The sequence below is a fragment of the Parabacteroides sp. AF48-14 genome, from assembly GCF_003477465.1.
Classification (GTDB): Bacteria; Bacteroidota; Bacteroidia; order Bacteroidales; family Tannerellaceae; genus Parabacteroides; species Parabacteroides acidifaciens.
This window is the reverse complement of the sequence record NZ_QUDI01000010.1, coordinates 68,271-83,342: the sequence shown is the minus strand read 5'-3', so window position 1 is coordinate 83,342 and position 15,072 is coordinate 68,271. Positions and strand designations below refer to the sequence as shown.

The window sequence follows — 15,072 nt, the reverse complement described above, 5'->3', positions numbered from 1 at the left end:
AAAAGCGTAATATTCTATTTCCCGCCGTCCCACTTGCAGCATTGCGTAAAAGCCAGTATCTTTGTGAGCTATCTATATATAATAAGGAATATGATAAAACGCTCACAGCAGAGAGGCACAGATAAGAACAGAGTCCCGCGCGGACGCAAAGTAACGGTGAAAGAAGAGGGCACATTGCTCCCTTTCCTGTTCAGTCTTTTAAACGAACAGAGCAAGAGTTCCGTCAAGGCACTGCTCGCTCACGGACAGATTTCGGTCAACGGAAAGGTGACCTCCCAGTTCGACACGCCGCTCGCCGCGGGCGACGAAGTGACAATCAGTTACGAACGGGGGAAAGTGGAGTTCAACAATCCGCTGCTCACGATCGTTTGGGAGGATGACGACCTGATCGTGGTAAACAAAAAGGAAGGACTGCTTTCGGTGTCGAGTACGCGCGTGAAAGAGCGGACGGCTTACCACCTGCTCAGCGAGTATGTGAAGAAGTCGGACCCGCGAAACAAGATATTCGTCCTTCACCGTCTCGACCGCGACACATCCGGATTGATGATGTTTGCCAAGAACCAGCAGGTACAAAAGGAACTGCAAGGAAACTGGAACGCAGCCATCACGGCACGCACATATGTAGCCGTAGTGGAAGGACGGCCGGAAAAAGACGCGGACCTGATCGTTTCGAACCTGACGGAAAATGCGCAGATGCAGGTCTACGTCACGGCTGAAGGCGACGGCAAAGAGGCGATCACACGCTATCGCCTGCTGCACAGCAACGGCTCTTATTCCCTTCTTGAGCTCGACCTCGAGACGGGCCGCAAGAACCAGATACGTGCACAAATGCAGTCTATCGGTCACTCCATAGCCGGCGATTACAAATATGGAGCAGAGACAGATCCCACCGGACGGCTGATGCTTCACGCCCGACGGCTCTTCTTTATCCACCCGGCGACGGGTGAAGAGATGCGTTTCGAGACGCGCATTCCCGATAAGTTCACATCTTTGGCAAAATAAATAAAAACAGAAAGAATAGTATGAAGAAGCTCATGAGTACCTTGATGTTAGTGCTTGTCGCACTGACCGTGCAGGCACAGATTCTCCAGCCTGTGAAATGGAAGATCAAACTGGAAGACACCGGTTCGGCCGAAAAGGAAATCGTATTTACCGCTACCGCCGAAAAGGGCTGGCACCTGTACGACCAGGATCTGCCGGAAGGCGGACCGGTCTCGACCTCGTTTACGTTCGAGACGCTGAACGGAGCCGAGCTGATCGGCAAGCCGACCTCGTCCGTCAAACCGACTGTCGTCTACGACGAACTGTTCGCCATGAACCTGCGTTGGTATCCGGGCACAGTGTCGTTCACGCAGAAGATTAAAGTGACCGACCCCGCCAAGTTCAAGGCAGAAGGTGAGGTTGAGTTCATGGCTTGTAACGACGAGACTTGTCTGCCGCCCGACCGCGTGGAGTTCTCGTTCGACAAGAAAAATATAAAGATGACGGCTACAGCCGAAACGGCGCCCGAAACGATCCAGGAGGATCAGGAAAAGACCGCCGCCGCACAGCCCGATAGCGAAAAGATTACGGAAGATGTCACCACACCGGTGGCTTCTACTCCGGCTGTAGACAAAAAACCGGTTGATAATTCTCCGGCCAAAATATCCAACGAACTGACCAACGACGCTGCTCTCTGGACGCCGGTAATCGACCAGATGAAAGCATTCGGCGACACGACAGTTTCCGCCACCGACACGTCCTGGCTGTTTATCTTCTTCGCCGGCTTCCTGGGTGGTTTGATCGCCCTGCTGACTCCGTGCGTATGGCCGATGATTCCGATGACGGTCAGCTTCTTCCTCAAACGGACGAAGGACCGCAAGAAAGCGATCCGCGACGCGGTGACGTACGGGCTTTCCATTATTGTGATTTATTTAGTGATGGGATTGCTGATTACGGGGATATTCGGGGCAAGCGCGTTGAATGACTTGTCGACAAATGCGATCTTCAATATCATATTCTTCCTGCTGTTAGTGGTATTCGCCATCTCTTTCTTCGGAGCATTCGAAATGGTGTTGCCCTCTTCCTGGACGAATAAGTTAGACACGAAGGCGGATTCGACAACCGGTATTATCAGTATCTTCTTTATGTCATTTACGCTGGTGCTGGTTTCTTTCTCCTGCACGGGTCCGATCATCGGAACGTTGCTTGTACAGGCGGCTTCGATGGGAACGGCTGTCGGGCCGGCGATCGGTATGTTCGGCTTTGCATTGGCTTTGTCCATTCCGTTCAGCCTCTTCGCGATCTTCCCGAATATGTTGCAAAGTATGCCGAAGTCCGGCGGTTGGCTGAACTCGGTTAAAGTCGTATTGGGTTTCCTCGAACTGGCATTGGCGTTGAAGTTCCTTTCTGTAGCGGACTTGGCTTACGGATGGCGCTTGTTAGATCGTGAGGTGTTTATCGTGCTTTGGATCGTAATCTTCGCGCTGTTGGGTTGCTATCTGTTGGGCAAGATTAAGTTCAGCCACGACAGCGACCTGCCGTATGTATCCGTGCCGCGCCTGTTTATGGCGATCATCTCGTTCGGTTTCGCTGTTTATATGGTTCCGGGTCTTTGGGGCGCTCCGTTGAAGGCGATCAGTGCGTTCGCTCCTCCTTTGTACACGCAGGATTTCAACTTATATGAAAGCGAAGTGCATGCTGCCTACGACGACTACGAGTCCGGCATGGCGCGTGCCAGACTGCTGAACAAGCCGGTTATGATCGACTTCTCCGGTTTCGGTTGCGTGAACTGCCGTAAGATGGAAGCATCTGTGTGGACCGATCCGAAAGTAAAACAGCTGTTGGAGAACGATTATGTCCTAATCACCCTGATGGTGGACGACAAGACGAAGTTGCCCGAGCCGATCACAATCGAGGAACATGGCAAGACGCGTAAGCTGAAAACCATTGGCGACAAGTGGAGCTATCTGCAACGCAGCAAGTTTGGGGCGAACGCCCAACCGTTCTACGTCCTGCTGAATGCCGACGGTGAACCGCTCGGCCCGTCTTATGCATTCAACGAAGACGTATCCAAATACGTCCAGTTCCTGCAAAACGGGTTGAAAGTATTTAAGGAACAAGGGAAATAATTTGCCAATAGATCAATGTGCAATATGCAATTAAGAAGAGACACTTTCCAATTGGCATATTGGCACATTGACACATTAATACATTATCTATAATGGCTACGAAACAAGAAAAGATGGAAGCCTTCGGACAGTTGCTCGACATACTGGACGAGCTTCGCGTAAAATGTCCCTGGGACCGTAAACAGACCAACGAAAGCCTTCGGACGAACACAATCGAGGAGACTTACGAATTGTGTGATGCCATCATGAAAGATGACAACAATAACATTAAAAAGGAATTGGGCGACCTGCTTCTGCACGTTGTCTTTTATGCCAAAATCGGCGAAGAAAAGGAGGCATTCGACATCAAGGACGTATGCGACAGCCTTTGCCAGAAACTGATCTATCGCCATCCGCACGTTTTCGGAGACGCACAGGCAGACACAGCCGGCAAAGTCGAACAAAGCTGGGAACAACTCAAGCTAAAGGAAAAAGGCGGTAACAAAACCGTACTCGAAGGCGTCCCTGCTTCCCTGCCCTCTGTCGTTAAAGCCCACCGCATACAGGATAAGGCGCGCAACGTAGGCTTCGACTGGGAACAGCGCGACCAGGTCTGGGACAAGGTACACGAAGAATTTACCGAGCTGAAGGCAGAAATAGACAAAATGGATGCAGACAAGATGGAAGCTGAATTCGGCGACCTGTTCTTCAGCCTGATCAACGCAGCCCGCCTCTACAAGATCAATCCGGACAACGCCCTGGAACGCACGAACCAAAAGTTTATCCGCCGTTTCAACTATCTGGAAGATCATACCATCAAAGAAGGCAAGTCGCTGAAAGAAATGTCTTTGGAAGAAATGGACCGTATCTGGGATGAGGCAAAAGCGAAAGGGCTATAAAAAACAAAAGGGGAACCGACATCACGTCGCCACCCCTCCCTTAACTTAAACGCCAAAACTAAATCTAAACAAAAAACACAAATAATGATAATATTTTATTTCTTTTTAATCTCTTCTTTCTTATCTCCGTCTCTCATAAACTCCCGTGCGAACTTTCCTTCTGCACGCTTGTATTTGTAAAGCTTCTTAGGAGATAATATCTTTTTAAACTTCTCGTAATACTCCTTTTCCAGTTGTGCTTGCTTCATGTCCACGCTCACACACTCATCGATTACCTTCAAGTAGTCAGCATCGGTAGCATTCTGATTGTGCCTTAAATCTTTGGATAGTTTACGACATTCACGACCGGCCTCAAACATCTTTTCCTGCAGTTCGTTACAAAGAGGAATAAACGCTGCTGCCTCTTCGGGGGTCAAGCCCATTTCTGCCGTAATAAAAGCATTTTTCTTAGCAAGAAATGCTTCTCTATCAAAATTTCGATGCTGTTTCCCACTTTGAGCGTGAGCACTGAATGAGAACACAACTGAACACGCCACAAATGTAATAAAAAATATTTTATTCATACAAGTATTATTACAAAAATATTTTGTCAAACTTATTTTTTCTTCATTTTATTCGATATCTTCCATTTCTTCTGCCAATATATAACCGGCATACTGCTCTTCCAGATACTCCAAGTACTCTTCGTCCTCGGCCGCTTGCAGAGCGGAAACTACTTTAGGAGACACCTCTGTTTTCACGAGTAATGAGTCCGTTTTAGCCGCCTGATCCTCCGGCCCGACCAAAACTTTAAAGAACAACCCCAGTCCGGCAAAAACCGCTGCCATATATAACCAGGGACGAACACGGTCCATCAAGGAAACTTTTTTCACCTCCTTTTCAGGCTCTCTTTCGGGAAGCTGACTCATGATGTTCGCCGTCAACCCTTCCATATACCCTTTGGGCACGGTGAAAGGATTTTTCCCTTTAAGACGGTCCAGATTATTTTGTTCTATTTTCATATCATCTCTCTTTTATGTTCTTTTGACAAATGGTAATACGAAAGGTTTAAACGTCCTTTGTTAAAAACTCCTCTACTTTTTTCACGGCATGATGATAAGAGGCTTTTAAAGCGCCTACAGAAGTTCCGAAAATCTCAGACATATCCTCATATTTCATATCGTCAAAATATTTCATGTTAAACACAGCCCGTTGCTTCTCCGGCAATGTCAGGATCGCTTCCTGCAACTTCATCTGTGCGGCATCCCCATCAAAATACTCGTCCCCTTTCAGGCGCTCCAGCAAAAAAACATCCGTATCATCGATCGAAACGTTATTCTGCGCACGCTGCCGGTTCAGGAAAGTAATGCATTCGTTTATCGCAATCTTGTACAGCCAGGTCGACAGCTTCGCCTCTCCCCGGAAATAGTCGATATTCGTCCAGGCTTTAAGGAATGTATTCTGCAATAAATCGTTAGCATCGTCATGGTCCAATACCATTTTCCGTATCTGCCAATACAACTTCTCCCCATAGAAGTTAACAACCTGCGCAAAGGCATCACGTTGATGTGCCGGATCACGTAATTGTTCTACTATCTCTTCCTCTATATATTGTTGCATTCCTACTACTCACTAATTTGGGGTAAATATAAGAAAATAATCGTTATCTCCCTCTCTTCATTCCAATACAGACAGAAATTATCGATCAAAGTTTAATTATGCATTATACAATAAGGCATAAAAAAGCGGACAACTTTTACAAGTTATCCGCTTTCGAAGTGCCCAGAACAGGACTCGAACCTGCATGCCTCTCGACACACGCACCTGAAACGTGCGCGTCTACCAATTCCGCCACCTGGGCCTTTCAACACTTTTCAGTGAAACAATCTCTCTCGATTGCGAGTGCAAAAGTAACTGTTTTTTTTGAAATACCAAACGCTTTGACAAAAAAGAATGACAATTCCCGTCACTTTTTGAAAAGTTCTATTCTTTTATATCTTCAATATGATAAGAACTTTCTCCTCCTCTGTAAATCCGGCCTTTCCATTTCCCTTTAGATTGTTTTTGCGATCCGGTAACTTTATCTTTAAAAGTAACTACATAAGTGACAGTCATAACATCCCATTTTTGTTTCCACTTATATGTTAATCGACAATAAGCTGAAATCACAATTGAAGATGCAAGCACTTGGTCTGTGGCACTATACTGCACCATATCGGTATACAAATTTCCTTTTGTAGTAAAAATCTTACCATCCACTATCTCAGACGGCGTTGGAACTTTTACAGAATCTCCTTCTGCAAGTAAGAATGCATTCACGTCATCACTCTGAAATAGTGATTCGTTCTTTAAGCCTTCTTCATCAGAAGTAGTATATGTCATTTTTGAAGGTGTATCATTATCAATCACACGCGGCATCCCATCTACCAATTCAGACTGGACACCATCGCCTTCTTCCAAGCTATACTCAATACTGGTCAATACATATTGCGGAACACTGGGCAACTCTTCATCATCCTTATCACAAGCGGAGAAAAGGAACAAGCACAAGACAAAAGGTAATAATCGTTTCATACAGTTTAATTTTAAGCTGCTCTAAAGATACGAAGAAATAGTAATCATATCTCCCACCCTTATCTCTTTAACCATGATTAACAAAAGAAAACGGCCACCTCCCTTTCGGGAAGCAGCCGCTTTTTGATTTATGCTTTATGGGAAGAATTACATCATACCGCCCATGCCACCCATACCCGGGTTCATAGCTGGAGCTGCAGGAGCTTCTTCTTTCTTTTCAGCGATCACACATTCTGTAGTCAGGAACATACCTGCGATAGAGGCTGCATTTTCCAAAGCTACACGTGTTACCTTAGTCGGGTCGATTACACCGGCTGCACACAAGTTTTCATACTTGTCTGTACGAGCGTTATAACCGAAGTCACCCTTGCCCTCTTTCACTTTCTGAACAACTACTGCACCTTCTTTACCGGCGTTGGCAACGATCTGACGCAACGGTTCTTCGATCGCACGTTTAACGATTTCTATACCGGTTGTTTCATCTTCGTTTTCACCCTTCAGACCTTCCAGAGATTCGATAGCACGGATGTAAGCAACACCACCACCAGGAACCGTACCTTCTTCGATTGCAGCACGGGTTGCATGCAAAGCGTCGTCTACACGGTCTTTCTTTTCTTTCATTTCTACTTCAGAAGGAGCACCAACGTAAAGAACGGCAACACCACCGGCCATCTTAGCCAGACGTTCCTGCAGTTTTTCTTTGTCGTAGTCAGAAGTCGTATTTTCGATCTGTGTTTTGATCTGACCGATACGAGCCTGGATAGCAGCTTTGTCACCGGCACCGTTAACGATGATAGTGGTATCCTTATCTACTGTAATCTTTTCAGCAGTACCCAGCATATCCATTGTAGCACCTTCCAGCTTCAAGCCTTTTTCTTCAGAGATTACAACACCGCCAGTCAATACAGCGATATCTTCCAGCATAGCTTTACGACGGTCACCGAAGCCCGGAGCCTTAACAGCACAGATCTTCAAAGAGCCACGCAGACGGTTTACAACCAAAGTTGCCAATGCTTCGCTATCGATATCTTCAGCGATGATCAACAGAGGACGGCCACTCTGAACTGCCGGTTCAAGGATAGGCAGCAAGTCTTTCAATACAGAAATCTTCTTATCGTAGATCAAGATATACGGATTTTCCATCTCGCATTCCATCTTTTCCGTATTCGTAACGAAGTACGGAGAGATATAACCACGATCGAACTGCATACCTTCAACAACATCAACAGTTGTTTCAGTACCTTTTGCTTCTTCTACTGTGATAACACCTTCTGTTTTCACTTTCTGCATAGCTTCTGCGATCAGCTTACCGATAGCTTCGTCACCATTTGCAGAAATCTTAGCTACATGTTCGATCTTTTCAAACTGGTCGCCTACAGCTTCAGACTGTGCAGCGAGGCTTTCTACTACTTTAGCAACAGCTTTGTCGATACCACGTTTCAGGTCCATCGGATTAGCACCTGCCGTAACGTTCTTCAGACCGACACCGATAATAGACTGTGCCAGAACTGTAGCAGTTGTCGTACCGTCACCGGCATTGTCATTTGTCTTGGAAGCCACTTCCTTCACCAACTGGGCACCCATGTTTTCGAACGGGCAAGCCACTTCTACTTCTTTTGCTACCGTTACACCGTCTTTTGTAATGTGAGGAGCACCGAATTTCTTTTCGATGATCACGTTACGCCCTTTCGGACCCAGTGTTACTTTTACTGCATTAGCCAGTTCATCCACGCCTTTCTTCAGAAGGTCGCGGGCATCCATATCGTATTTAATCTCTTTTGCCATAGTAATATATATCTTATAATTGTATTGTTATTAATAATGAATTAGATAATAGCTAAAATATCAGACTGACGCATGATAAGATATTTCTCACCATCCAGTTCGATTTCTGTTCCTGCATACTTGCCATACAGTACAGTATCACCATTCTTTACAACCATTTCTTCATCCTTTGTTCCGTTACCTACGGCAACAACTTCACCTTTTAAAGGCTTTTCTTTTGCTGAATCGGGAATAATGATTCCGCCAAGTGTTTTTTCTTCTGCTGCAGCCGGCTTAATCAGCACTCTGTCTGCTAATGGTCTAATGTTCATCGTTGTATGTTTTTTAATTGTTAATAATATTACGTTTATCTTGTGCTTTCTTATCGCACGTAAATGTCTATGCGAATACTGTGCCAAAATTGTTATCCGGGAAAAGACTGCCAATTTTGCACCCAGGACAGGCAGACAATGCAAATATGTCTGACAGGATGACCACCCTGCCACAAAAAAACGAACTTCCCCATTACAACAAGAGATGGAACGAGGAAGTTCAACTATCAGTCTATTAAAATAGTAGAAACGGATTGTGCCGGAAGTACCGGTCGATAAACACGGTTTCCTATCCGGATAGAGACGGTGCGGCTGTCATTACTCTCATTGGCCAATGCCACGACAACACTTTTATCAGGATTCACGAAAGCAAGCAGATCGGTAAAAGAACCGTCTGTTTCCACCTTGCGTGCCCCCGGTTGGACATAATGGCTCAAATGTTTCATCATATAGTATTCAGGAGTAAAAGAATAGGTCTTGCTTGCCGGATCGACCACAACCAGAGAATTCTGCGCCCACCCCCAACGGCTGATGCCGCCTTTTTCAAGCGATATGTTCCAATACATATAAGCAGAAGCGCCGTGATCCAGATAATGCCGCATCAGGTTCCAGGAATAGACAGCGCCCTTCCAGTCATTCTGCCCGTCGCCACACTCCTGTTCCGTCTGATAAAGTTTCAGCTCCGGATAGCGTTCATGTATTCCTCCTATCGCACCCTTCCCGGCCCATTGGAAACCGACGCCTTTCACGTATTTACGGCAGGCAGGATCTGTCAGGATCGTGTCCACCAAGGCCTCATTCTTACGCTCCATCGTTCCGAACATCACATCCACCTGCTGTTTCTCCATTGCCGGTCCCAAGTAATTTCCGACAAAATCAGCCAAGGAGGCCGCTGTCCAACAGCAACTGGGAAATATCTGGGCCGAATTAAATTCATTCTGCGGCATAACGGCAAAGATATGGATACCTTGCTCCTTGTAAGCCTCTATAAATTTGGAAAAATATAGAGCATAAGCCCGCAAATAAAGTGAATCCTGGATAAACATATCCTCCCCTTCATGGCCAACTTTATCGGCAGGCAAGCCGTTCCGGTATTTTTCATCATACGCTTCCCCGGTATAAGCGGAAGCATAATGTTTATTGTGCTTCATCCAGGAAGGAGGACACCAGGGAGAAGCCCAAAGACGCAAATCCGCATTATATTTCTGAGCATTCCGGATAAAAGGGACCAGTGTCTGGTGATCATTCGCAATCGTAAAGTTCTTCATTTCAAAATCACCGTCCGTTTCATTATACGAATACCAGTCACGGGAAAAATCATTTGCCCCGACCGGCATACGGCAAATGGTAAAATTAGCACCATATTCCGGAAAGAACAATTCTTCCATGATACTCTCGCGGTCTACCGGATTGAGACGGCTCAAAGAAATCCAGCCCAATTCGTTAAAGCAAGCCCCAAAACCATCGATTGTCTGCTGAAGCTTATCTTTATGTATAGTCACATCGATTGTCCGGACCGTATCGGCCGAAGCAGACAACAAATCCGGTTGTTCCTGCCAGAAAGCAGTTTCCGTCGTTGTCACCCAAGACGCACGAGGCTGAAAGGTACAAGACGACAGCAGTAAAAGGATTGAGAGAAGTAAACAATGATTTTTCATAATGATCTGTATATATAAAAAAGAAGTGCCACGATATAATCGCAGCACCTCCTCCTGTTATTTTCAGAATTGTCCGATCAATTCCTCTATAGTGACAGGACTCTGTTCGCCTGTCAACATATTTTTCAGGTTGATCTTGCCTTCATTCATTTCGTTTTCTCCAACAATGGCGACAAACGGGATCTTTTTAGTATCGGCATACCCCATCTGCTTTTTCATCTTGGCAGCTTCAGGATATAACTCCGTACGAATACCGGCTGCACGGACTTTCGAGATCAACGGCAGCAAATAGTTTTCCTCTTTTTCACCGAAGTTCACGAACAGCAACTGCGTTGTCTGTAAAGAATCGGCAGGATAAAGATCCAACTGGTTCAATACGTCGAAGATACGGTCAGCGCCAAATGAAATACCGACCCCCGAAACACCATCCATACCGAACACTCCGGTCAAATTGTCATAACGTCCGCCACCGGTAATACTTCCGATCTGGACATCCAACGCTTTTACTTCAAAGATTGCTCCGGTATAATAGTTCAAGCCGCGAGCCAGTGTCAGGTCCAGTTCCAGTTCAGCATTCAGCGGTAACTTGTCGATACGATCCAAGATAAATTCCATTTCGGCAACACCTTTCATCGCTATTTCCGATGCAGCCAACTCCTGTTTCAGCACTGCCAGCTTTTCACGGTTTGTCCCTTTCAGCATGATGATCGGTTGCAGACGTGCTATCGCATCTTCGGATAATTCTTTAGAACGAAGTTCTTCATTCACATTATCCAGCCCGATCTTATCCAGCTTATCTATGGCAACCGTAATATCGACAATCTTATCCGCTTCCCCGATAATTTCGGCAATACCGGAAAGAATCTTACGGTTATTCATCTTGATACAAACACGAATACCGAAACGGCGGAACACTTCGTCCATTATCTGGATCAATTCCACTTCGTTTACCAACGAATCGGAACCTACGACATCGCCATCACACTGGTAGAACTCCCGGTAACGGCCTCTCTGCGGACGGTCGGCACGCCAAACGGGTTGTATCTGATACCGCTTGAAAGGGAAAGTGATCTCATTGCGATGCTGCACCACGAAACGGGCGAAAGGGACCGTCAGGTCATAGCGCAACCCCTTTTCACAAGCTTTCACGCCGAACTTCACGGCATTGCGTTCCAACAGTTCTTCATCTGTAATACCAGAGAAGCAATCACCGGAATTTAATATTTTGAAAAGCAGCTTATCACCCTCTTCACCATATTTTCCCATCAAAGTAGACAGGTTCTCCATAGCCGGAGTCTCGATCTGCTGAAACCCGTACAGATGATAAACTTCACGAATCGTATTGAATATATAATTACGCTTCGCCATTTCTTCAGGCGAAAAATCTCTTGTTCCTTTAGGGATAGACGGCTTTTGCATATTTCACTATTTTTTATTCAGAATGCAAAGGTAATGTTTTCTCTTTAATCCCTGCTCCTTCCTCCCAGGAAGATCATGATATAATATAATAATGTAGCGAGCGAACCTAAAGCGGCAACCACATAGGTATAAGCAGCTGAACGTAAAGCATCTTCAGCCTTATCATGCGTATAAGCATTTGTAATCCCGGCATTGCTCAACCAGGCCAGGGCACGCTGGCTGGCATTAATTTCAACCGGCAACGTGATAAAACTGAACAACGTCGTCATGGCAAACAGGATAATACCGAAAAGCAGCAACTGCGGGAAAGAATGCAACAGCAACATTCCGCCTAACAAAACCCATGTCATGATGTTGGAGGCAAAACTAACAACCGGGACCAACGCCGAACGCATACGCAGAGGCGCATACGCCGTAGCATGCTGAACCGCATGTCCGCATTCGTGAGCCGCAACGGCAGCCGCCGCAATACTATTACTATAATAAACCGATTCACTCAGGTTGACTGTCTGGTTAGCCGGATTATAATGGTCTGTCAAATGTCCGGGCGTCGAAATCACCTTCACGTCATAAATACCATTATCATGCAACATCTTCTCTGCAACATCCTTACCGGTCATGCCATTCGGCATCGGTATTTTGGAATACTTCTCAAACTTATTCTGAAGCCGGGAAGAAACCAACCAACTAAGGAGGGCGAAACCGATAAATATAATCCAATACATGCTCATATTCTTCTAATTTATATAGTTATACTAAATAACATAGAACAAAAAGCCTGCCAAAAACAAAAATGGCAGGAGAACACCCTTCCGGGATGTGGTCTTCTGCCATTTTGTATTATTTTCAGGTCTTATTCTTCCGTATATCTGACAATTGTTTGTTCGCGGTCAGGGCCGACAGAAACAATTTTGATAGGCACTTCCAGCTCTTCTTCCAAGAATGAGATATAAGCATTAAACTCTTCAGGGAATTCATCTTCGCTCTGCATCTTTGTCATATCGGCATTCCAACCGGGCAGTTCCACATATACAGGTTCGATACCTCGTTAATTTCAAACGGGAACTCGGTTGTCTCTTCACCATTGATCTTGTAGGCAACGCAAGCTTTAACCGTTTCAAAACTATCCAGCACGTCGCTCTTCATCATGATCAGCTTCGTTACGCCGTTGATCATGATAGCATATTTCAGAGCCACCAGGTCGATCCACCCACAACGACGTTCACGTCCGGTTACCGCACCATATTCGTGGCCGATCTGACGGATCTTTTTGCCTGTTTCGTCGAACAACTCTGTCGGGAACGGTCCACTACCCACGCGTGTGCAATAAGCTTTAAAGATACCATACACATCGCCGATATTACGCGGAGAAACACCTAAACCGGTACAGCAACCGGCGCAGATCGTATTGGAGGAGGTCACGAACGGATATGAACCGAAGTCGACATCCAGCATCGTGCCCTGTGCACCTTCGGCCAGAACAGATTTACCTTCTTTCAGATAATTATTGATAACATGTTCGCTATCGATCAGGCGGAACTGTTTCAGGTAGTCCAAAGCCTTGAACCACTGTGCTTCGAGTTCCGTGATATCATATTCATAATTCAGAGAGCGCAGAATCGCTTCATGTCTTGCTTTTGCAGCAGCATATTTTTCGTCGAAGTTATGCAGCAAATCACCAACGCGCAAACCGTTACGGCTGACTTTGTCTGTATAAGTCGGGCCGATGCCTTTGCCAGTCGTACCGATTTTACCGGAACCCTTAGCAGCTTCGTAAGCAGCATCCAATATACGGTGAGTAGGCAGGATCAAATGAGCTTTCTTGGAGATACACAGTTGTTTGGTCAAATCGTGACCGCTTGCGGCAAGCGCTTCCGCTTCCTGCTGGAACAATAACGGATCCAGTACGACACCGTTACCGATAACGTTTACCTTTCCTCCCTGGAAAATACCGGAAGGGATAGAACGTAATACATACTTTTCGCCGTTAAACTCCAAAGTATGTCCTGCATTGGGCCCACCCTGAAAACGAGTAATGACATCGTAGTTCGGAGTCAGCACGTCGACAACTTTACCTTTGCCTTCGTCACCCCATTGCAATCCTAATAAAACATCTACTTTCATCTTTTTATATTATAGGCTGTTAATATTCTTACTTCTTCCGCTGAAGCCGGTATTTACATTTACTGCACACGCCATAAATGTAAAGCGCATGATACTCCGGAGAAAAACGGGATATCTTCAAGTTATCCACATCTTTTTTCAATGTTGCATCTTTCAATTCCCGGATAGCCCCGCATTTGGTACAGATCAAGTGCGAATGTGTCTCGGCCAGTATCCGTAACTCATACTGCATAGACTGCGACATCAATTGATGACGGATAATCAAACCACTGTCTACCAACACATCAAGTGTATTATAAAGAGTAGCCCGGCTTACATGAAAGTTCATTCCCTCCAGTTTCTGATGGAGCATACACATATCGAAATGACCGGGGAAACTGCATATACATTCCAGTATCACAGATCGTTCCTCAGTCTTTCGTAGTTTTTTCTCAGCAAGATACATGGTGAACATATCTTGCATCTCTGTGTATTTTTTTGCATCCATATTCAAGTTGCGACTCCACGCGACCGACAAAGTTAGCGCATTTATTTTAAACGCAAAGCCTTAACGGGAATATTCAAATTCAAATTTTAAATCATTATAGATTTCCTGCCTTCGGGTGTCTTCATGAATTCGGGAAACTCGTCGAAGCCGGTCAAGATTTGCCGGGCCTGGCCAGCCGACTGCCTTCCGTAAAATTTCATTGCCTTCACCGCAGCCTGCTTTTCCTTGAAGGATGCCCCGAAATCAGTCCAGGCAACCGTACGCATACATTCGATGATAAATGCCGCCCTCACCGGTGCGATCAGTTCCTTTCCTTCCTTAAAGAGTTCAGCCCAGACAAGATAAGCCACCGTACGCGCATATTCGTCTTTCACATTAAAAATCAGCCCAAGCAGCAGATTTTCCACATCGGCCAACTTATGAAACAGATTATGACTGCACTGTTCAGCAATCTCCAAATAGGGGATTTCCTTTACCCACTGCACTGCTTTTTGGAATGAGAATTCGTCTGCCGGCTGTAAGAGAGAGGCCAGTATTTTAAACTCGCGAATATCCTCTTTCCATAAGGCCTCAGCCAACTCGGAATCCGGTTTGTGCATTGCCGCGATCTGCTTGATCTCAGGCAGAGGTACACCGAAATTCAACTTATACACGATGCCTTTCTCGCGCATACTGGTAGAAACCACACCATTCATTGCCAGGCGTAATTGCGTTCTTATCTCTTTCAATTCATCTTGCAGCATACAT

The 15,072-nt window shown here is 45.8% G+C and carries 13 protein-coding genes, 1 tRNA gene and 2 pseudogenes; 3 read left to right on the top strand and 13 right to left on the bottom strand.

Going from position 1 to position 15,072, the window contains the following annotated elements; all coding sequences use genetic code 11:
• Positions 1–90 precede the first annotated feature (90 nt).
• The 3 genes from DW083_RS06755 to mazG all read left to right on the top strand — a co-directional run bounded on the left by DW083_RS06755 (position 91) and on the right by mazG (position 3,988).
• Positions 91–1,002, top strand: a complete 912-nt coding sequence (locus DW083_RS06755; RefSeq protein ID WP_115500627.1) for an RluA family pseudouridine synthase — start codon at positions 91–93, stop codon at positions 1,000–1,002.
• A gap of 20 nt (positions 1,003–1,022) precedes the next feature.
• A complete protein-coding gene (locus DW083_RS06750; protein ID WP_122331869.1) occupies positions 1,023–3,110 on the top strand; it encodes a cytochrome c biogenesis protein CcdA in 2,088 nt (695 codons plus the stop codon).
• A gap of 92 nt (positions 3,111–3,202) precedes the next feature.
• Complete coding sequence (gene mazG, locus DW083_RS06745; protein ID WP_115500625.1) at positions 3,203–3,988, top strand: nucleoside triphosphate pyrophosphohydrolase; 786 nt, start codon at positions 3,203–3,205, stop codon at positions 3,986–3,988.
• A gap of 95 nt (positions 3,989–4,083) precedes the next feature.
• On the opposite strand, the gene DW083_RS06740 is transcribed toward mazG, so the two are convergent.
• The 13 genes and pseudogenes from DW083_RS06740 to DW083_RS06680 form a co-directional block, all read right to left on the bottom strand.
• The gene (locus tag DW083_RS06740) at positions 4,084–4,551 is read right to left on the bottom strand and encodes a hypothetical protein (protein ID WP_115500624.1); all 468 of its coding nucleotides are present in this window, start codon (positions 4,549–4,551) and stop codon (positions 4,084–4,086) included.
• A gap of 48 nt (positions 4,552–4,599) precedes the next feature.
• On the bottom strand, positions 4,600–4,989 hold the full coding sequence (locus DW083_RS06735) for a hypothetical protein (protein WP_122331868.1): 390 nt from the start codon (positions 4,987–4,989) through the stop codon (positions 4,600–4,602).
• Between the two features lie 46 nt (positions 4,990–5,035).
• Entirely contained in the window at positions 5,036–5,587 is a 552-nt protein-coding gene (locus DW083_RS06730; protein ID WP_122331867.1) for an RNA polymerase sigma factor, read from the bottom strand.
• Between the two features lie 159 nt (positions 5,588–5,746).
• A tRNA-Leu gene (locus DW083_RS06725) sits at positions 5,747–5,828 on the bottom strand.
• A gap of 122 nt (positions 5,829–5,950) precedes the next feature.
• Positions 5,951–6,541: a hypothetical protein gene (locus tag DW083_RS06720; protein ID WP_147382106.1), complete on the bottom strand. Its 591-nt coding sequence runs from the start codon at positions 6,539–6,541 to the stop codon at positions 5,951–5,953.
• A gap of 147 nt (positions 6,542–6,688) precedes the next feature.
• Positions 6,689–8,326 carry a chaperonin GroEL gene (gene groL / locus DW083_RS06715; protein WP_115500620.1) on the bottom strand — a complete coding sequence of 546 codons (1,638 nt, stop codon included), beginning with the start codon at positions 8,324–8,326 and terminating at the stop codon, positions 6,689–6,691.
• 41 nt (positions 8,327–8,367) lie between these two features.
• Positions 8,368–8,637, bottom strand: coding sequence for a co-chaperone GroES (locus DW083_RS06710; RefSeq protein WP_005636683.1), 270 nt, complete (start codon positions 8,635–8,637; stop codon positions 8,368–8,370).
• A 227-nt stretch (positions 8,638–8,864) separates the two neighbouring features.
• Entirely contained in the window at positions 8,865–10,295 is a 1,431-nt protein-coding gene (locus DW083_RS06705; RefSeq protein ID WP_122331891.1) for a glycoside hydrolase family 30 beta sandwich domain-containing protein, read from the bottom strand.
• 63 nt (positions 10,296–10,358) lie between these two features.
• Positions 10,359–11,714: a histidine--tRNA ligase gene (gene hisS, locus DW083_RS06700; protein ID WP_115500618.1), complete on the bottom strand. Its 1,356-nt coding sequence runs from the start codon at positions 11,712–11,714 to the stop codon at positions 10,359–10,361.
• 44 nt (positions 11,715–11,758) lie between these two features.
• Entirely contained in the window at positions 11,759–12,445 is a 687-nt protein-coding gene (locus DW083_RS06695) for a zinc metallopeptidase (protein WP_115500617.1), read from the bottom strand.
• 122 nt (positions 12,446–12,567) lie between these two features.
• Positions 12,568–13,838: pseudogene (locus DW083_RS06690) on the bottom strand (adenylosuccinate synthase).
• Positions 13,839–13,866: 28 nt separating this feature from the next.
• Positions 13,867–14,325: a Fur family transcriptional regulator gene (locus DW083_RS06685; protein WP_115500640.1), complete on the bottom strand. Its 459-nt coding sequence runs from the start codon at positions 14,323–14,325 to the stop codon at positions 13,867–13,869.
• 60 nt (positions 14,326–14,385) lie between these two features.
• A pseudogene (locus tag DW083_RS06680) lies at positions 14,386–15,068 on the bottom strand (DNA alkylation repair protein).
• Between the last annotated feature and the right edge of the window lie 4 nt (positions 15,069–15,072).